Source organism: Cerasibacillus sp. JNUCC 74 (genome assembly GCF_053667775.1).
The window spans coordinates 3,866,823-3,885,127 of the sequence record NZ_CM132207.1 but is presented as its reverse complement, the minus strand read 5'-3'; the positions used below and the strand labels follow the sequence as shown (position 1 = coordinate 3,885,127).

Below are 18,305 nucleotides of genomic sequence, written 5' to 3'. Positions count from 1 at the left end.
GAATTTATATGCTAAGCTTTTAACACAATATATTGTTGGTGTAATCATACTAACATACTATATATTGTGTTTTAAATGTATGAATCAGTATTTACTTATAAGAAAATTAAGATCAAGCACTACCATCCCCTCAAGATGATGGCAGATATGCCTCTACGTTTTTCAGATTCACACCAAATAATATACATACAATACACGATTAAACTTACTACTATCAACTATTTATAGAATTTCGATTTTGAGGGAAATAAACTCATGTAATCAAAATGTTTTTAGCATATAAAGGGAGGATAAGGAATGATCACCGATATCGCATCTACAAGGGATAAACTTGTAGAAATCATTGATCAAGCACAACAGGGACTGTCTATTGAAACAGATGCCTACAAACAGAAATCTTTTAAAACTATTGAGGAAGATACACCACTTGATAAGGCACTTGACACGCTTGTGCAAAACGCATTGGAAAATATTGATGAATCTGCGCCGGATTGGTCATATTTAGCTAGCCGGATTTATTTACAGCTGCTTTATCATGAGGCACGTCAGAATCGGAAGTATGAAGCAGATAGATATGGTGAATTATATCAATTAATTACGATGCTTACAGAAGAAAATATTTATCAATCTACAATTTTGGAAAAGTATACCAAAAAAGAGATTGACTTCTTCGCTAAACATATCGATCCGTCAAGAGATTTATTATTTACTTATTTAGGGTTGTACACACTAGCGACACGTTATCTTGCAACTGACCATGATAAAAACGTCTATGAATTGCCGCAAGAGCGCTGGATGATTATTGCCATGACATTAATGCAAGATGAGGATAAAGAAAAGCGAACAGAACATGTTTTAGAAGCTTATTGGGCATTAAGCAATCTATATATGACAGTAGCTACACCGACATTAGCCAATGCCGGAAAGACGCACGGGCAATTGTCCAGCTGTTTTATCGATACGGTTGATGATAGTTTGCAATCCATTTACGACAGCAACACTGACATTGCTAAGCTTTCTAAAAATGGTGGCGGAATCGGTGTTTACGTGGGGAAAATCCGTAGTCGCGGAAGCTCCATTAAAGGTTTTAAAGGAATGTCGAGCGGTGTTGTTCCATGGATTAAACAATTGAATAATACTGCGGTGAGCGTAGATCAATTAGGGACAAGAAAAGGTGCGATTGCTGTTTATTTAGATGTTTGGCACCGTGATATTGAGGCATTTCTTGATTTAAAGCTTAACAATGGCGATGAACGAATGCGAGCACATGATATCTTCACGGGCGTGACGCTTCCAGATTTGTTTATGGAGCAAGTAGAAAAGCGCGGTGATTGGTACTTGTTTGATCCGCATGAAGTTCGCCAAGTGATGGGCTATTCACTAGAGGATTTTTATGATGAGCAAAAAGGCAGCGGAAGTTTTAGGGAAAAGTATCAAGAGTGTATGAACAATGAGCAGTTAACGAAGCGCAAAATCCCGGCAATTGATATTATGAAACGAATTATGAAGTCGCAATTAGAATCGGGCACGCCATTTATGTTCTATCGCGATGAAGTGAATCGCCAGAATAGCAATAGTCATGAAGGAATTATTTATTGTTCCAATCTATGTACGGAAATTACCCAAAATCAGTCCCCCACGGAGTTTATCGAAGAATTTCTAGAAGGTGAGAATACCATTGTAAAGAAATATAAATCAGGGGACTACGTCGTTTGTAACTTAAGTTCCATTAACCTTGGAAAAGCTGTGCCAGATCAAGTGTTGGAGCGTCTGATTAAGATTCAAGTACGCATGCTGGATAATGTCATTGATATTAATCATTTACCAATTATGCAGGCGCAATTGACAAATAAAAAGTACCGAGCTATCGGGCTAGGTACATTTGGTTGGCATCATTTGCTCGCTCGTAACAATATGAAGTGGGAAACAGAAGAAGCTGTTACTTATGCAGATGAATTATACGAAAAGATTGCTTTCCTTACGATTAAATCCAGCATGGAACTAAGTGAGGAGAAAGGAAGCTATCCTGCATTTTCAGGAAGTAAGTGGAGCACCGGAGAATATTTTGAGCTTAAGGGATATACAAAAGATGAATGGCTTGCTTTAAAAGAAGATGTGAAACAGCATGGAATAAGAAACGGATATTTAATGGCTGTTGCCCCAAACTCTACAACAGCAATGATCGCAGGTTCAACTGCTAGTATCGATCCGATCTTTAAGCCGTTTTACTATGAAGAAAAGAAGGATTTTAAAATCCCAGTAACGGCGCCTGATTTAACACATCGCACCTATGATGTTTACCGTCGTTCTGCCTATATCGTGGATCAGCGCTGGTCCGTAAAACAGAATGCGGCTAGACAAAGACATATTGACCAGAGTATTTCGTTTAATCTATATGTACCAAATACCATTAGAGCTTCCATCTTATTGGGTCTTCATTTACAGGCGTGGAGGGAAGGGCTAAAAACAACCTACTACGTTCGTTCTACTTCTAATGATGTGGAAGAATGTGAATGGTGTCAAAGTTGAAGGCACTTATTGCTTATTTAACCTATAGCGGTAATACACAGGAAGTTGCGAGACTGATCGATAATGAATTGCAAGCAAAAGGGATAGACACGGCGGTTCACCGAATTGGGATTGATACGCCAGTCAATCCCTCTAGTTATGACGTTATCTTCATTGGCACTTTCACCTGGGATCGGGGAAGTACTCCTGAAGAAGTAAAAGATTTTATTCTTGAAGTAGGTTATAAGCCAAACAATGTCGCTGTATTTGGTACTGGAGATACACAATTTGGTGGAGATGATCTATTCTGTAAAGCTGTCGATAAGCTGGTTAAATTTTACGAAAGTCCATGGCCTGGATTAAAGGTTGAACAGTCACCAAGAGGAAAACAGGAACAGAAAGTGAAAGAATGGGTGGAAGGAGTATTATATCATGGCAAAAGTATTGCTGGAAAAAGCGAAGACACTGGAACCGTTAAATCCTAATAAGTCAACAGGAGTATTCGGTGGTAAATCAAGCGGAATATTGAATTGGAATGATATTGCTTATCCACATTGGTATAAAATGTATAAACGGCTGATAGGAAATTATTGGCAAGCAGACGAAGTCAATATGCAAAGTGATATTAAGCAGTTTCCAACACTTACAGAAGAAGAACAAGATGCGTATTTGAAGATAATTGGCTTATTATCGACATTGGATGCACCACAAACAAGGACAGCGTTATTAATTTCATTATACGCAACAGATCCTTCTGTTCAATCTATTATGGCGGTTATTGCTCAGCAAGAGGCAGTACATAATGAAAGTTATTCTTACGTACTGTCCTCTGTCGTATCCTTGGATGAACAGAATAAATCATTCCAGTTAGGAAGAACGGATCCTGTTCTATTGAAGCGTAATAAAAATTTAACCAAGCAATATAATACATTTGTCGAAGAACCGACAATTGAAAATATTTTGAAAACATTAGTATACACAGCCCTACTGGAAGGAATGTTTTTCTATTCTGGTTTTGCGTTTTTCTATAATTTAGCTCGTCATAATAAAATGGTCGGAACCTCAACAATGATTAGCTATATTAATCGTGATGAGTTAGAACATGGCCGGTTTATTTCCGAGCTGTTCCGGGCTACATTAGCAGAAAACCCGGAATATAATAATGAAACATTTATCCAATGGGTTTATGATCATTTTAAAGAATCCGTGGAATTAGAAATCGAATGGTCCAATTATGTTCTCGGAAATGTGGAAGGTATTGATTTGGATGAAATGGCAGGATATGTTAAGTACCGCGCTAATAAGATGTTGCGTATGATGGGATTACATGATGTTTATCCAGATTATACGGACAACCCGATGAAATGGATTCGTGCTTATGTTGATAATTTTGACGGAACGAAAACGGACTTCTTTGAACAGAAATCACGTCAATATACAAAAACAAGTGATTTGAACGGTTTTGACGATCTATAAGTTTCGATATTGTACCATTCAATTAGTGAATGGTAATCGAGAAGAAGCAGGCAGTTTATAAGGAACATAACTAGTTCTCATAAATGCCTGCTTTTTTAATTGTTTAAAACTATATCCGTTTGTACATGGCGGATAACTTTTTTTGAAAAGCATTTTTGTCTAGCTTAAGTTAATAAGCAAAGTTTGAACTTATTCCTGCGATAAGTAAACATCGCTCGAATCTAAAGGAATTGCCGACGAAAAGCGGGCTTACCACTCAGGTGTCGGCATACCCCTGTTTAGAGGCATGTTTTCTTTATCTTGTATGTAAGGTGCGGTAAAACTTAGCTTTCACATCTAACGTAATGTATATGCGATAAGTTCAAAGCTATAACAGCGTCACATAACAATTTTTTTTGCTGTTAAATATGGAAGGAAAATATGGCAAGAGGTATTGTGTTTGAATATTGTTAAGTGATGCCAAAACGCTTAAATCTCAATACCATCCAAATCGATCACCTTCCCAGATACTGCATCTACTCCGTATTGACATTCTACCCTACCGCTAAGTACATATCGTTTCGATTCTTGATGATAAATGTAAACAGGAGTGACCTCTATCTGGTTGGAGAGCTTTTTAAAAGCTATATCTCGTGAAATAATTGGTGGCTCTGCAGCAGAGAAATCTTCAAAAATCATAAGTAAAAAGCGATTATCAATGTAATTAAGTACTTTAATTATATCGGCATCTAAGATAACTTTTAATCGAGGCTGGATAATACGATTAGATGACTCAACCAAATGTAATGTTGCAATTAGGAAGTATGGCTCGCGTTTTATCGATGTTATTTTCCATTTACCACTTTCATCAGGTAATTCCTGCTGTAAAAGTAACTTAATCTCTTGGCTCGCTTTAGACACAATTGATTCAGAAATCGGCTCTAACTCACTAATAGCTTCAGCTGTTAAAGCTTCCGTCTCGGTAATCTCCATAGTTAAATCAATCGGTGTAAGAGAAATAGATTGTTCTCCTTCTCCCTTCCAAGTTAGGAGCTTATGGAGAGTAGTACGAGGATAATAATCCTCTACGGTTTCGTAGGCTAGGACCTGCTGATTCCTATTCATTATAAAAACGGTTGCTATCCCAAATACCGTCTTCCATGTTTGTAAATCCTCCATCGGAATTTCTAATAGCCTGCATTGCTGCTTCGCTATTGGTTTATAACTGGCAGGAGTTAGTGAAAAAGGTTCCCATTCAACCTCTTCCTGTTTCGGAAAAACTCCGTCTATATAAAACGTTGTTAATTGTCCATCTTGATTAAAGGAAACCTCGATGGTTCCTTCTGGATAAATCGGGATATTATCAATTGCTGCATGAAAACGCATCGTATCAGCAGTTTCGTGAACAAGCTGAAATTGTTTGCCAAACTCTAATCCGGTCAATACCTCCACCCATTCAATTGTCTTCTCACTGTCTTGGTAAAGATTGCTTAACTCTTCTCTGTTAGCATTGGAAATATCCCCAACAAAAAGGATGCTTTTAATTTGCTCACTTTCTACCTCAACATCGACAACTGCTGTTCCTGGGGGATTTAACCCGTCATCGGTTTCTGCTTTTCCATTAGGAAACCATTCCATTGTTACCACGTAGCATATTTTTCCCTCGATATTTTGCTCCTTAGAAAAGCTATGTCGTTTCAAATAATACGCATCTAGTCCAAGCCAATTTGCTGTATTGTCTATAATTTGTTGGATTCTTTCATGCATATAATACCCTCGCTTATCTTAGTTTTCTTCAGTATACCATTTTTTCCTTAACTTACAGAACGATTTTTTCCAGCGTAAATCAAGATGACGGAGAAATAAATATTATTACGTCTGAAACAAATAAACGTTTTTGCTTGTTACGAAAGCAAATTTATCCTTCATAATTATTTGGAATATGTAGGAAAGTATCAAAATGTAACCAACGAGTTATTTCTTTTGATATCCTAATTTTAACTAATTCGAGTTAAATTAAAAAAACACTTTACATTAACGTTGCGTTAATGTGTATAGTGAGGACAAAGGAGGTATGAAAGTCATGCTTATTAAAGAAGTTGCTAAACGTTTAAATACAACAACAAGAACGATTCGTTTCTATGAAGAAAAAGGATTAATAAAACCAACGAAGCGGGAAAATGACTATCGGATATTTACCGATGAAGAGGTAATACGATTAAGTACCATATTAGCTTTACGAGAACTAGGTTTAGAAATTAAAGCAATTAAGCAGCTGATTGACGGTGATGTGTATAGTATGTATGATTATTTAAATATTCAGCGTGAGCGTATGATTGAAAGGTGGCTGGAAATGAAGGATATGATTCAGACCATTGATCGTATCTTGGAACAACATAAAGATGATGGTATATCAGTGGAAGACGTAGTTACTTTATCGAAGCATTTAAAAAACTTAAAAATAATGCGAAAATCTTGGAATGATCGCTGGAATTTTGATAAACAAGCAGCTGAATATGATAAAAGTCTTAAATTGACTGGGTATCGCTTTAATGTGCATCAGGATTATGAAATTGCTTTAGAAAAAGTTATTCGTACTATACAATTGAAGGCTGGTGAAACATGTTTAGATATAGGAATAGGTACGGGAAATTTAAGTTCAAGATTGCTTCCAAAAGGAATTAAGGTAATTGGAGTTGACCAATCTGAGAAGATGCTTGAGGAATGTAAACGAAAGCATCCGGAAATTGATATACGTAAAGGCCATTTTCTGGCTTTGCCGATTTTGGATCAGCAGGTGAACGCTATTGTATCCAGTTACGCTCTACATCACATCAATGACGAACAAAAGTTACTGGCCTTAGAAGAAATGGATCGAGTGCTCTATTCGAATGGGGAAATCTGTATTGCTGATCTAATGTTTCATAATGAGACACATCGTCAAGAAGTAATTTGTCGTTATAGAAAGGCAGGAAATATAGAAGCTGTTGAGGCAATTGAAGATGAATTTTATGCAGACCGCTCGCTGTTGGTGAACTGGTTTCATTCGCATCATTATGAAGTGACGACGTATTCTTTTCATCCTTTTTCAAGTATGATTTATGCAAAAAAAGGTAATGATACCCTATGAATTTTCGTGTATGCTCGTTTGAAGTCTTTGAACAATATTAAAAGTTTCACTGCGTTATTTAATTTTCAGTGCAAAATCTTATCTATTTGAATGTACGATGAAATTAGATGTGTCATGGTTACCGGACTTTTTATTTTCTTTATATGAGACTAGTGAACATTAATAATTCGAATAATATAAATAAAGTATGGAATGCCATTAATTATGTATACAAAAGCTATCCTCTTTAGCTTTAAAACAAGCTGGCCTATAAAAAAGGATAGCTTATTTAATTGTCTTAGATTTATACCGTTTTATATGGAGGATAACCTTTTTGAAAAGTAGCTTCATCGTCTAGTTTAAGCACTCAAGCTATAGCAAACAATGATTCTTCCTACGATAAGCCAACATCGGTTCCTTGTCACCTAGTTTTCTTTATCTCGTAGGAAAGGTGCGCATTAACGTAAATGTGTAGGCGATAAGTTCAGTATGAAGTGGGTACCTAATGCGTAATTCGTTTGGGTCGACAGGACAGTGTTGCTACGACAGCAATACTTCGCGATTTTTCAAGGACGAGAGAAGTTACGACAGCTGTACATCCGTGGTTTTTCAAAGACGCCTGCGAAACGTAGCCTTTGATCTACTGTTTTAAGGAAAAATAACAACTTGGATAAGGTTTCATTCGCTTTATTTCATTAGAAGTTCACTAGTTTTCCCGTTGCTAAGCGAGTGCTTCTAGCTTTTATTCCAGATGATTACAAGTTAATGTGATTGAAAATAATGTTGTAAACCATTGGTAATTCCTTCTGCTACTTCCCGTTTGAATTGATTCGTTTGAATAATTCTTATATCATCAGGGTTGGTGATAAATCCGAGTTCTAATAAGATAGCAGGTGCAGTATTATTCCGTAAAACATAATAGTTTTTTTGTACTACCCCACGGTCTTGTAAGTTAACTTTTGACGTTAAATTACGATGAACATGTTTAGCAAGTTCTTTGTCAGCATTAGAATAATAAAATGTGTTCAATCCTTGTGCGGAAGCATCTGCAAATGCATTATAATGCACACTAATAAACACATGCGTCAAATAAGCTTTACTAATAGCTACTCGATCTTCTAACGACACATATTCGTCCTTCGATCTAGTTAGTAATACATTGGCGCCAATTGATTCTAGCTGCTTAGCTATCTCGTGTGTCGTAGCTAATGTTAAAATTTTTTCTTCCATACCATCTACTCCGATCGATCCAGGATCATTTCCACCGTGACCAGGATCCAGCATAATATTGTAACCGTTTAGAGCTGAACTCTCTGTGGTATGCGAATTAGCCACTTGTGGTTGCTCTGATTTGGTAATTGCAGTGGTTGACTTTTTTCGTGTTTTGGGTTGAAGATGATTCATTTGTTTGCTTTTTAATAAATATTGTTTAGCAACCCAAGCTTCTTTCCCTCCATAATATGTTTGAACCCAGCCATGTTTTTCCTGAAATTCTACTACCTGTTCACCAACTTGCAGTTTTCCAATAATTTCTGCATCGATGGATGGTTCACTTCTTACATTTAAGTTGGTTTGTCCAACATCATAGATATCACCGCTTGCAGCATATGTTTGATTTGGAAAAAGTAACAAGATTGCTAGAATAATTGCACAACAAGTTAACGAAATATAGAGTTTTTTCAAAATAATAAACTCCTCCTTTTTATTGATAACTTAACTGTTTTGCATGCATTTTGTTATCTATTATCTGTCACTACAAAGTTGATGTCTTTTTGAACGTAGCTTCGTCCAGCTTAAGTGCTTAAAAACCTTTTTATATGCAGGAGACAATCGTATAGAGAAAAAAACTAGAAAATATTGTGTATTGTTAAAAGCATTAAATGAAAGCTCGTTAATAGAAATTTTCTCCAATAAATCTATGATTTAAACAAATAACGTGAAAAAATCATGCAAAAGTACTAAAAGGTTAACAGATTAATAGGCCAGGGGAAATTGCAAAAAAATAACAACCGCAAGTTTTGCAGTTGTTTTCTCCTTAATAAGTCAACATTGGCTTCTTTTGCCCCCATGTTTCTTTATATGCTATCGAAGGTATGTAAAACTCCGACTTCAAAATTGAATGAGAATAGAAGAAGTTTAAGCAGGAGATGAAGGCATCTAAAATCTCGATTCATTGATTGACAGGACAAGAGAAGCTTCGTCAGCGAAACATCGCATACATAAAGAGTATATTTCTTTTTCAAGTATGTTGTAAACTTAGTTATTGTCTATTGTTTTAAGGAAAAAAGCGCTCCTTATAACGAAATTTCACTTTATCTTGTTAGAGCTCTGGTTTGTGACGTCTACCTTTTGTTCTTTGTTAAATCGTCTGGTTACTCAATGACATAAACGGCTAGTTTTCTATTAAAAATTGCACCTCTACATGTTTTTAAGTGTTCCACATTTGAAAGAACAGTTCAGGTTAACTGAAAGATTATAAGTTTATGTTAATTAATGTGAAAAATAATTTCGTAAACCATTTGTAACAGCTTCTGCTACTTGTATTTGAAACTGGTTCGTTTGGATATTTGCTAAATCAGAGTAATTCGTAATAAACCCTAGCTCTAATAATATAGAGGGTGCATAATTATTTCGCAGTACGTAATAATTTCCTTGCTTCATCCCTCTGTCTTGCAGGTAAATCGATGAAGCCAGGCTAGCATGAACATTAGCTGCCAGCTTTTGATCTGCTGAGGAATAATAAAATGTGTTTAGACCATGTGCACCAGAGTTAAAAAAAGCATTATAATGTATACTAATAAAAGCATGCGTGTAATAAGCTCGACTAATTTCTACTCTATCACGTAAAGAAACATATTCATCACCTGATCTAGTCAATAAAACACTCGCTCCAGCATTACGTAGTTGTTCAGCTATCTGTCTGGTTGTTGCAAGTGTTATAGCTTTCTCTTGCAATCCACCAATCCCAATAGATCCAGGATCATGGCCTCCGTGGCCTGGGTCTAACATAATATTATATCCTTTAAGCGAAGCATTTCCTCTTGTTGACACTTCACGTTTTTTCTGTGGTGCAGTCACTGGCTTGTGAGCTGTTGGCTTTATATTTGTTTGTTTATCTTGTTGAAGAGGAATTAAATGTTGTTTAGCTACCCAAGCTTCCTTTCCCCCATAATAGGTTTGAATCCATCCATATTTTTCCTGGAATTCTACCAATTGGTCACCTGTATGAAGTTTTCCAATAATTTCAGCATGGATAGAGGGCTCATCTCTTACATTTAGAATAGCTTGTCCAACTTGATATACTTCACCTTCGGCAGCAAGGCTTTGTTTAGGAATGAGAAAAAGGGAGGTCAACATAATGATTAAGCTTGTGATGATAAGATAGATTTTTTTCAAAATAAGCAAATCCTCCTTAACGTTTAATTTAGTAAGTTGTTTTAGTTGTGCTTTATACCTATGTTTTTCCTAGATCTTTTTGTTACAGTTAATTTCGAGCAAACGATGTAACCTTGAATTTGATAGGTCTTTTCTCATTTTTATATATACAAGCTGTAGGTATTACCTACTCCTATAATAGGTTTTTAAACCCAACTAAAAATATTATTTAGTACTTTTATAGTATCGGTATAATAGATACATATTTTAAGATAACTATAATAATTTTTATAATGTTAAATAGCGCCCGGTAAATTATGTTTATACATACATTGTTAGTATAACTACTCAGAAAGGCTATGTTTGAACAGCTAAATACAGAGATTCTCTTTAAGCATGTAAAAATTCTATAAAGCTACTACATATTTATAGTAAGGATTCTTATTTGTTGATTTCCTCTATTGGTAAACTGGTCATAAGGGGAATAGGAGAATAAATTACTGCTAACAGTATTTTAAAAAACAGAAGGCATTTTTATAAGAAAACATCATTCAGCAGAGATTTTAGATGCGGGAGACAACATTTAGAAGATATAGAAAGGAGATGTCAAAAAAATAGACATCTCTCCGTATCATATAGATTATAGAAGAATAAATAAAAATATAGCTTTAAAGAAACAGGGAAATTAAGAAGAGTAAGATAATAGATCAACTAGAAGATTATTTACGAATTGTCGCTAATGAGATACTTGGCAGATCGAATTGCTTTTTCATTGGCGATAATATCACCTGGTTTTCGAGCTTGCCCAATCACATAATCAATTAGTTCCATATTAAAAAACTGGCATATATAACGGAATTGTTGGACAAGTGGGAGGCCTTTTATATGTGGGTTGTCTCCTCCTACAAGTACAAGATATACTTGTTTTCCTTTTAGTGCTTGACGAAAACTAGGATATTTTGGATCCCTTAATGTTTGCGACCAGCGATCAATGAAGCGTTTCATCGGCCCCGACATTCCATACCAGTAGATTGGGGTGGCAAAGACGATGATGTCATGATTTAGCAACTGTTCAATGAGGTGATTATGATCATCCTCTATGTTGGGAAACCCTTTTTCAGAATGTCGTTCATCTACAATCGGCCGAATATGATAATCTCTTAAATAAATATGTGTTGCTGATTCCTTAGGCACTGCTTGGTGTGCTAAGTATTCCGTATTTCCATTCTTTCTGGTGGAACCGTGAAAGACTACTGTATTCATTGTATATCCTCCTTTTTTTCTTAAGAAAGTACTGTAATACTTAATTGAACTGTTTAACGGTTTTATATTTTAATAATACACGATTGCCAAGTTTTTCCCGAGATAAAAGTGCTAGACGATAAGCTTTCCCTTTTAAAATTGTATGCATTCATAGAAAAATTAGAAGTGTAAACTAAATAAAGCAAAGTAATTGGAAGGATGAATAGTGCTTTAAGAGGTTATTCAAAAAGTTCGGTAAAACTTTAGGAAATAACCAGCTGGTAAATATTTTTTATATATTACTTTTCTATAGTATAAAAAAGCAACGTCTTCGTTGCTTTAGCCATGATTGGTTCTTTCCTATTTTAGTAGAAATCAGGAAACTTTTTGGTAATGGTTTCCGTATAAATAGATAAGACGTGATAATTAATCCTGGGTCAAGCTATAAGTAATGTTAATATAAAGAAAAAAGTCAAGGTGACACAATGAAAAAAATAGCTATCTTTATTTTACTAATCGGCATCACTATATATACGTTTTTCTTAAGTTACTGGACCGGTTCTTATTTGATGTTGGAACCGAATTGGAAGGATATCGTCGTATTTACGCCGGAAACGGTAACGGATCGCAGGGATATTTATCTGCTTGATAAGTTGATTTTTGCATTTAAGGCACAGCCATTAGCTAGTATCACCTTTCTTTTATCAGGAATCGCTGTTATTGGCTTTTGTATTTATTTTTATCGAAGGTTTAGAGAGAAACAAAACCAAAAAAAGGAAATTTAAATAGCTAAACTGGGGGTTGTTCGTTCATGGAGCGTAAGAAAAAAAGCGATAAAGAAGATAATTATAACCGTTTTATGTTATTCGATATACTAACGGATGCCTTGGATATGCTTCTTTTTATCGGTAGGATGCTTGGCAAGATGATCACATCGGTCTTTAGATCATGGAATTAATGAAGCGGAGATTCTGTTGAAATCCCCGCTTGTATGAACTTGCTTTAAGCTCTAATCCATTTCCAAATTTCTGCAGGTGTTGCATTTTTCCCGTACATCAATATCCCCACTTTGAATATTTTTCCAGCAAGTATGATAAAGAGCAACACACTTATTACTAGAACAGTAAGCGATATTGCTATTTCCAACCATGGCCACTCTTCTAAAAGTGTGAGCCGTAATAACAGGACACCTGGTGATGTGAAAGGAATATAAGTACCGATTTTAGCCATTAACCCACTCGGATCATTAATAACTGGACTTATAAAGAGAAATGGTAAAAATGGCAGCATCATCACCATACCTTGAAAATTTCCTGCAGTAGTCATATCGGACATCGTTGCTCCAATTCCTACAAAAACAGCAGCAAATAGTAAGTAGCCTAAAATAGCAATCGCTATATATAAAGCGAGCTCTGGTACAAATAAATACTTTACAATCTCAAGGTCAAACCGCCATGAGATAACTGGTAATAAAATAACAAGCGAGATGATGGATTGCAGAATACCTAATGCAAAATAACCGATAATTTTTCCTTGCATTAGTTCTGCTGGTGTTAGGGAAGATAAAATGATTTCAGCAATTTTATCTTTTTTCTCTTGTGATGCACTTTGGAAGATAGCCATACCGGTAAACACGATGGAGAGCATAATAAATCCGGCAAATGCCCCCGGTATAATTCGTTTTAATGGATCACTGTTGTGAGAACCGCTTGCTTCTTCGGCAGGAGATTCAGGTTCTCCTACAGCCGTCTCTTGTATAGTAATGCCACGATTAATTACAGCTAGCTGTTTATCTGATAATCCGAGTTCTTTCATTTGCAGTGCTTGAATGGGTGCTGTTATTAAATGTGCTTGATCCATAAAATAAGGGTCTATTTCTTCAGAAGTATATACAGGGATTTTCCCGTCATCTATAGCTTCCTTATTAATAAAAAGATAGGCAGTGTTTTCTGCATCTTGTAATTTTTTTCTTACTTCCTCCTCACTAATATCCGTTTGCTTTACTTCCCAGGATAAATCATTTGCTTTCACCGCTTTTTCAACCGTAGAAAATAAATTTACCTCATCACTAATATATACGGTAGTAGCTCCTGTTTCTTCCCCTGAGCTGTCACCGAATAATTCACCAAGTAGCATAAAGCCGACGATTAATAATGGGGTTAAAAAGATACCAATAATAAAAGATTTATTTTTCATATTTCGTTTTACTTCCCATTTAGCAACCTTTATGGAGTTATGCATGCTTCTCACCTGCTATCTGAAGTACCTGTTTATTTGTCGCAATATCAATAAAGATTTCATGTAAGGAAATACGATCTAATGTAAGTTCCTGAACGTCTAAATGGTCGGGTAATTGTTTTAACCATTTAACTGGGTCAACTTCTTTGTCTAGATAAAGAATATATTGGTTATTCACTTGTTCTACCCGCTGTACATAGGGCAATCTTTCTAATTCATACCGGTCATTTTTTCCATGGATGGTACATTTAAAATTAGCATATTCTGTTTTTACGGTATCCATATCTCCGTAAATCACTTTTTTCCCATGGTGGATCATAAATAAACGATCTGCCATTTCTTCAACCAGGTTCATCTGATGGGAGGAAAGGAGAATAGCCGTTCCATGTTGAGCCAGCTGTCGAATCTCCTGTTTAAACAACTCTTGGCTAACAGGGTCAAGACCTGAGAATGGCTCATCCAGAATTAATAACTCCGGTTCATGAATAATGGAAGCGATAAACTGAACTTTTTGCCCCATTCCTTTGGAAAGTTCCTCCACACTAACTTTTTCCTTTCCTTCCACATCAAATTTCTTTAAATAATCAAGTGCTCGTTGTTTTGCTCGGTTGAGCGGATAATCTTTTAGCTCTGCTAAATAGAGGAGAATATCCATCACCTTTACATTTTTATACAGTCCTCGTTCTTCTGGTAAATAACCAATTTTATTTTTAGGAATACTGTCATTATAAACGTTTGGGAACATAACTTTTCCTTCGTCTGGATACATAATTCCCATGATGTTACGAATAGTTGTTGATTTTCCTGCACCGTTTGGTCCAAGAATAGCCATAATCTCTCCCTGTTTTACTTCAAACGAAATATTTGAAATAATTTGTTTGTCCTTAAATGACTTTCCTAAGTTTTCAACCGTAAGAATTGTATTCAATGGAACCCATACCTTTCATTTCACACTGTGAGCAGTGTAATAATTTCTTCAATTTTTAAAGCTTCCTGTGTCGTCCATTTGATTTGCTGTGTACTAAGAAATGTTTCCGTTTGTTCAGGAGAGCTAGAAATAAGGTAATTGGCAGTTCGCTTCACTTCTCCAGGAATTGTAATAGCTGGAAGCTTTTCCGTAAGCCAATAACGCTGATAGGTTGCAAATAAAGTTTCTTTTTCAAAATTAGCGATTAATTTCCCATTCTTTAGTACGTTAATATAATCAGAAAGTTTCATAATATCTTCAGATTGATGACTTGTCATGATAATTGCGCGCTCGCCTTGATCTATCCAGTCTACAAGCAGATCCATCAGTAGTTGTTTTGCTGGTATATCCATAAATGAAGTCGGTTCATCAAGCAGTAATAATGGTGTATTTTTTGATATTGTAAGAGCGATAGTTAGTTTTTGTTGCATTCCCTGTGATAGCTTTCGAAACCGTCGATTTAGGGGGATTCCGAATAAAGAGACCATTTTTTGAAACAGTTCTTCGTCCCAGACACGATATAACGGAGCGATAAATTCTTTTAATGTTTGTCCGGTAAACGCATCCCAGCCAATAATCGTTTGTGGTTGATAGGCAATAAATTGCTTCCAGCTCTCATCTTGCCCATGTGTAAATACATCCAGCAGTTTAATGTTCCCTTGATCCGGTTTTACTAGATTCATTATCAGCTTGAGTAAGGTACTTTTTCCGGAACCATTTCTGCCAACAAGGGTTGTGATAGTTCCAGATTCAACTGTTAATTGAATTGGTCCGATATGCAAGCTCTCCAGCTGCTTTTCTAAATTGGTTATCTCAAGCAATGTTTCCATCGTTATCGTCCTTCCTTTTCTTGTATGACTTCTGTAAAGATTTCTTTAATTTGCTCGATCGTATAGTCATAGCTAATGGCAATGTCAACGGCATGTTCAATCGCTTGATATACTTCAGAAACTTTAATTTGTTGCTTCATTGTATCGTCTACTGCTGCCACAAAGGTTCCTTTTCCTTGAGTTGTTCGAATAAAGCCTTGATACTCTAAATTTTGATAGGCGCGGCGAATAGTAATGACGCTTGTTTCTAAATCCTTTGCCAGTACTCGAATGGATGGCAAGGGATCGCCTTCCGCCAGCTGTCCACTTGCGATCAACGTCTTTAGTTGATTTTCAATTTGATGGTAGATTGGTTCGCGTGACGTTTTTGAAAGACGTATTGGCAGTTTCATGGCTGCTCTCCCTTTCTTTAATCTATAAATAATCCAGCTTGTTTATTTTCTTTTTCATATACACTTGATGTACGTTCACTGCTGTAAAGCCGATGATTAATGAAATGGTGGCAGCTAACCATGGCCATTTTTGAGCTAGTATAATGGACCAGTAGACAATTCCGTGGTTGGTAAGAATATAAATAGGAAACATAAAGATAAAAACGATAGAAAAATATAATAATGCTCCTATTATTCCTCCTATTTTAGTAGTAAAAAATCCTTGTTCACCAGCATCACTGATGGGGAAAATTGTTCCAGCATAAAGAGTGACAGAAAGCCACATAATCGAAAAAATGAGATATGCCGTAACGGACAAGACTTCATTTATTGATGAAGCATAGAATAAAATTAGAAAGCAAATTTGCCAAGGCAGGGAATAGAAAAAGTAAACGATGAATCTGCTTTTAATTAGAATATCTTGTTCAATCGGCAATTGTAGCTGCATAAGAAATACAGGAGCAGCAATAAAACCGCTAGATTGATGTTGAAGTTGGAAATAATTTGGTTTGGCCCAAACAAATCCGAGAAAGAAAAATGTGATAAATAAGAAATCGTAGCCCATAACTTGAGTATTTAAATAAGCGTCTAAATTATAGATAAACAGAAAGCTTAAGAAAAAAGTTAAGATTAGACAAAGAATAAAGCCTTGCCATGAATGGCTTAACTCTAGCTTAGCAACTTGAAAAGCCTGCTTCCATTTTTGCATATTAAATCCCTCCAAAACTGTTATACTGTGTATGTGTATATACACAGTAATATATTGTTGGTGAGATGTCAAGTGTTATTTGGAGGTTAGTAACAAATGAAGTTGAAAATGAGCCTATGGTATTGGGTATCTTAAGAACTTTACGATCCATTTCTATCTTAAATAACCTGTTATCCCACATGTAACTGGCAGTAAAACCTGAGAGGATAAGCGAAAGATCCAACTGCAAGTCAAATGTCCGATTCTTGTTTATCTAACCATCGGTGGGGGATAAAAGAAAGCCTTCACTGATTGAAGATTAAACTTTTATACCTATTAATGGACAATATCCCCTCTTAAAGTCTTTGTGTTAAACAAAAGTATAAGTGAGGACGTTAAGCAACCTGTGCAGACAATGCTTCAATGGAGATTTTTTTGGTATTGTAAAACAAGAAATGTATGATGGAGAAAAATTAGGAAGCTATAAAGAATTAAAAAAAGTCGGATTGAAGAATGTATCTACTGCTATAAACATGAGCGAATAAAGAAAAATTGGCTGGGCTGAGTCCAGTCGAGTACCGAACGCAATCCAGCCAATCAGTTGCATAATAAAACTCTAACTTTTAGGGGTAACCACCTCTTACTTACAAAGCTAATTTTATACTCCCTAATTTTATAGCTATTTAATATAAACTTCTTCTGTTATTTACATATCTTAGCCGCAAACATAATTAGCTAAAACTGCCTGAACTTTATATATGTTTAATTGTTTGTTGAAGGTCTTTTCAATTGGTTCGGAACTTCCAGAAACCCACAACTTTAATTCTGCATCTAAATCAAATGTTCCAGCTGTCTCCACAGAAAAATGAGTAATATTCTTGTATGGAATTGAATGATATTCCATTTTCTTTCCGGTTACTCCTTGCTTATCTAGGAGAATTAATCGTTTGTTCGTGAAAATCAACATGTCCCGTATTAGCTTATAAGCATGTTCTACATGTTCTGCATTCGCTAATAAATCTGCTACTTCTTGCTCTGCTTTTTTGGCATCCATCTCGGAAGCATTTCCCATCATTCCATCAAATATGCCCATTAAAATCTCTCCTTTCAATTGTACTCTTATTATACGCTATTGAAAACTTTCTGCGAAATCGTCCGATGTTTAATTCACTAAAGTAATGTAGAGACTGGTAATAAATGTTTTTGAAAAAAGAAGGTATAACAAGTCCGGCAAAACTTTTAACGTTGGTCAAGTATTATTAACGACTATTAAGATGCCGGGAAGGATACTTGAAACCTTTTTTATCCTGCATTAAGGTATCATAAGACTTCCGCTCAAGAGTTAGAATAAGTCTAAATGGAAGATGAAGGCACTAAATTTCCGATTTGTTGGAGAGTAGGACGGGGTAGCTTCAGTAGGAAGATAACTGGGATGTTGAAGACAAGGAAAGCTTCGATAGCG

The 18,305-nt window shown here is 35.7% G+C and carries 16 protein-coding genes; 6 read left to right on the top strand and 10 right to left on the bottom strand.

What is annotated here, in order from left to right; genetic code table 11:
• Positions 1 to 297 precede the first annotated feature (297 nt).
• From JNUCC74_RS17180 to JNUCC74_RS17170, 3 genes are read left to right on the top strand one after another with little or no spacing between them, the layout of a single operon-like run.
• A complete protein-coding gene (locus JNUCC74_RS17180) occupies positions 298 to 2,529 on the top strand; it encodes a ribonucleoside-diphosphate reductase subunit alpha (RefSeq protein WP_454066246.1) in 2,232 nt (743 codons plus the stop codon).
• Complete coding sequence (locus JNUCC74_RS17175) at positions 2,514 to 2,993, top strand: flavodoxin (protein WP_454066245.1); 480 nt, start codon at positions 2,514 to 2,516, stop codon at positions 2,991 to 2,993. Before JNUCC74_RS17180 ends, JNUCC74_RS17175 begins: the two co-directional genes overlap by 16 nt.
• Positions 2,941 to 3,984, top strand: coding sequence for a ribonucleotide-diphosphate reductase subunit beta (locus JNUCC74_RS17170; RefSeq protein ID WP_077318621.1), 1,044 nt, complete (start codon positions 2,941 to 2,943; stop codon positions 3,982 to 3,984). The genes JNUCC74_RS17175 and JNUCC74_RS17170 overlap by 53 nt, the downstream gene beginning before the upstream one ends.
• 468 nt (positions 3,985 to 4,452) lie before the next feature.
• Here JNUCC74_RS17170 and JNUCC74_RS17165 read toward each other — a convergent pair whose 3' ends face one another.
• The gene (locus JNUCC74_RS17165; protein WP_454066244.1) at positions 4,453 to 5,730 is read right to left on the bottom strand and encodes a hypothetical protein; all 1,278 of its coding nucleotides are present in this window, start codon (positions 5,728 to 5,730) and stop codon (positions 4,453 to 4,455) included.
• Positions 5,731 to 6,046: 316 nt separating this feature from the next.
• Here JNUCC74_RS17165 and JNUCC74_RS17160 point away from each other — a divergent pair, with 316 nt between their 5' ends.
• The gene (locus JNUCC74_RS17160; RefSeq protein WP_454066243.1) at positions 6,047 to 7,093 is read left to right on the top strand and encodes a MerR family transcriptional regulator; all 1,047 of its coding nucleotides are present in this window, start codon (positions 6,047 to 6,049) and stop codon (positions 7,091 to 7,093) included.
• 741 nt (positions 7,094 to 7,834) lie between these two features.
• Here the strand turns inward: JNUCC74_RS17160 and JNUCC74_RS17155 are convergent.
• From JNUCC74_RS17155 to JNUCC74_RS17145, 3 genes are all read right to left on the bottom strand, one after another.
• Positions 7,835 to 8,755 carry an N-acetylmuramoyl-L-alanine amidase gene (locus tag JNUCC74_RS17155; protein ID WP_454066242.1) on the bottom strand — a complete coding sequence of 307 codons (921 nt, stop codon included), beginning with the start codon at positions 8,753 to 8,755 and terminating at the stop codon, positions 7,835 to 7,837.
• 807 nt (positions 8,756 to 9,562) lie between these two features.
• Positions 9,563 to 10,468, bottom strand: a complete 906-nt coding sequence (locus JNUCC74_RS17150; protein WP_454066241.1) for an N-acetylmuramoyl-L-alanine amidase — start codon at positions 10,466 to 10,468, stop codon at positions 9,563 to 9,565.
• 702 nt (positions 10,469 to 11,170) lie between these two features.
• Complete coding sequence (locus JNUCC74_RS17145) at positions 11,171 to 11,710, bottom strand: flavodoxin family protein (protein WP_454066240.1); 540 nt, start codon at positions 11,708 to 11,710, stop codon at positions 11,171 to 11,173.
• A gap of 464 nt (positions 11,711 to 12,174) precedes the next feature.
• On the opposite strand from JNUCC74_RS17145, the gene JNUCC74_RS17140 reads away from it, so the two are divergent.
• Entirely contained in the window at positions 12,175 to 12,474 is a 300-nt protein-coding gene (locus JNUCC74_RS17140) for a DUF4306 domain-containing protein (RefSeq protein WP_454066239.1), read from the top strand.
• A gap of 26 nt (positions 12,475 to 12,500) precedes the next feature.
• Positions 12,501 to 12,647 carry a hypothetical protein gene (locus tag JNUCC74_RS17135; RefSeq protein ID WP_454066238.1) on the top strand — a complete coding sequence of 49 codons (147 nt, stop codon included), beginning with the start codon at positions 12,501 to 12,503 and terminating at the stop codon, positions 12,645 to 12,647.
• A 44-nt stretch (positions 12,648 to 12,691) separates the two neighbouring features.
• Here the strand turns inward: JNUCC74_RS17135 and JNUCC74_RS17130 are convergent, their stop codons facing one another.
• The 6 genes from JNUCC74_RS17130 to JNUCC74_RS17105 form a co-directional block, all read right to left on the bottom strand.
• On the bottom strand, positions 12,692 to 13,930 hold the full coding sequence (locus tag JNUCC74_RS17130; protein ID WP_454066237.1) for an ABC transporter permease: 1,239 nt from the start codon (positions 13,928 to 13,930) through the stop codon (positions 12,692 to 12,694).
• Positions 13,923 to 14,855: an ABC transporter ATP-binding protein gene (locus JNUCC74_RS17125; RefSeq protein ID WP_454066236.1), complete on the bottom strand. Its 933-nt coding sequence runs from the start codon at positions 14,853 to 14,855 to the stop codon at positions 13,923 to 13,925. Before JNUCC74_RS17125 ends, JNUCC74_RS17130 begins: the two co-directional genes overlap by 8 nt.
• Before the next feature lie 20 nt (positions 14,856 to 14,875).
• Positions 14,876 to 15,724, bottom strand: a complete 849-nt coding sequence (locus JNUCC74_RS17120; RefSeq protein ID WP_454066235.1) for an ATP-binding cassette domain-containing protein — start codon at positions 15,722 to 15,724, stop codon at positions 14,876 to 14,878.
• A 2-nt stretch (positions 15,725 to 15,726) separates the two neighbouring features.
• Entirely contained in the window at positions 15,727 to 16,116 is a 390-nt protein-coding gene (locus JNUCC74_RS17115) for a GntR family transcriptional regulator (RefSeq protein WP_454066234.1), read from the bottom strand.
• 22 nt (positions 16,117 to 16,138) lie between these two features.
• The gene (locus JNUCC74_RS17110; RefSeq protein ID WP_454066233.1) at positions 16,139 to 16,864 is read right to left on the bottom strand and encodes a hypothetical protein; all 726 of its coding nucleotides are present in this window, start codon (positions 16,862 to 16,864) and stop codon (positions 16,139 to 16,141) included.
• A gap of 694 nt (positions 16,865 to 17,558) precedes the next feature.
• On the bottom strand, positions 17,559 to 17,936 hold the full coding sequence (locus JNUCC74_RS17105; protein ID WP_454066232.1) for a PH domain-containing protein: 378 nt from the start codon (positions 17,934 to 17,936) through the stop codon (positions 17,559 to 17,561).
• Between the last annotated feature and the right edge of the window lie 369 nt (positions 17,937 to 18,305).

What these genes read in the sequence shown, in the direction of transcription:
- JNUCC74_RS17180 (WP_454066246.1), top strand. Translation starts at nt 298, where the DNA reads ATGATCACCGATATCGCATCTACAAGGGATAAACTTGTAGAAATCATT.
- JNUCC74_RS17175 (WP_454066245.1), top strand. Translation starts at nt 2,514, where the DNA reads ATGGTGTCAAAGTTGAAGGCACTTATTGCTTATTTAACCTATAGCGGT.
- JNUCC74_RS17170 (WP_077318621.1), top strand. Translation starts at nt 2,941, where the DNA reads ATGGCAAAAGTATTGCTGGAAAAAGCGAAGACACTGGAACCGTTAAAT.
- JNUCC74_RS17165 (WP_454066244.1), bottom strand. Translation starts at nt 5,730, where the DNA reads ATGCATGAAAGAATCCAACAAATTATAGACAATACAGCAAATTGGCTT.
- JNUCC74_RS17160 (WP_454066243.1), top strand. Translation starts at nt 6,047, where the DNA reads ATGCTTATTAAAGAAGTTGCTAAACGTTTAAATACAACAACAAGAACG.
- JNUCC74_RS17145 (WP_454066240.1), bottom strand. Translation starts at nt 11,710, where the DNA reads ATGAATACAGTAGTCTTTCACGGTTCCACCAGAAAGAATGGAAATACG.
- JNUCC74_RS17140 (WP_454066239.1), top strand. Translation starts at nt 12,175, where the DNA reads ATGAAAAAAATAGCTATCTTTATTTTACTAATCGGCATCACTATATAT.
- JNUCC74_RS17135 (WP_454066238.1), top strand. Translation starts at nt 12,501, where the DNA reads ATGGAGCGTAAGAAAAAAAGCGATAAAGAAGATAATTATAACCGTTTT.
- JNUCC74_RS17130 (WP_454066237.1), bottom strand. Translation starts at nt 13,930, where the DNA reads ATGCATAACTCCATAAAGGTTGCTAAATGGGAAGTAAAACGAAATATG.
- JNUCC74_RS17120 (WP_454066235.1), bottom strand. Translation starts at nt 15,724, where the DNA reads ATGGAAACATTGCTTGAGATAACCAATTTAGAAAAGCAGCTGGAGAGC.
- JNUCC74_RS17115 (WP_454066234.1), bottom strand. Translation starts at nt 16,116, where the DNA reads ATGAAACTGCCAATACGTCTTTCAAAAACGTCACGCGAACCAATCTAC.
- JNUCC74_RS17110 (WP_454066233.1), bottom strand. Translation starts at nt 16,864, where the DNA reads ATGCAAAAATGGAAGCAGGCTTTTCAAGTTGCTAAGCTAGAGTTAAGC.
- JNUCC74_RS17105 (WP_454066232.1), bottom strand. Translation starts at nt 17,936, where the DNA reads ATGGGCATATTTGATGGAATGATGGGAAATGCTTCCGAGATGGATGCC.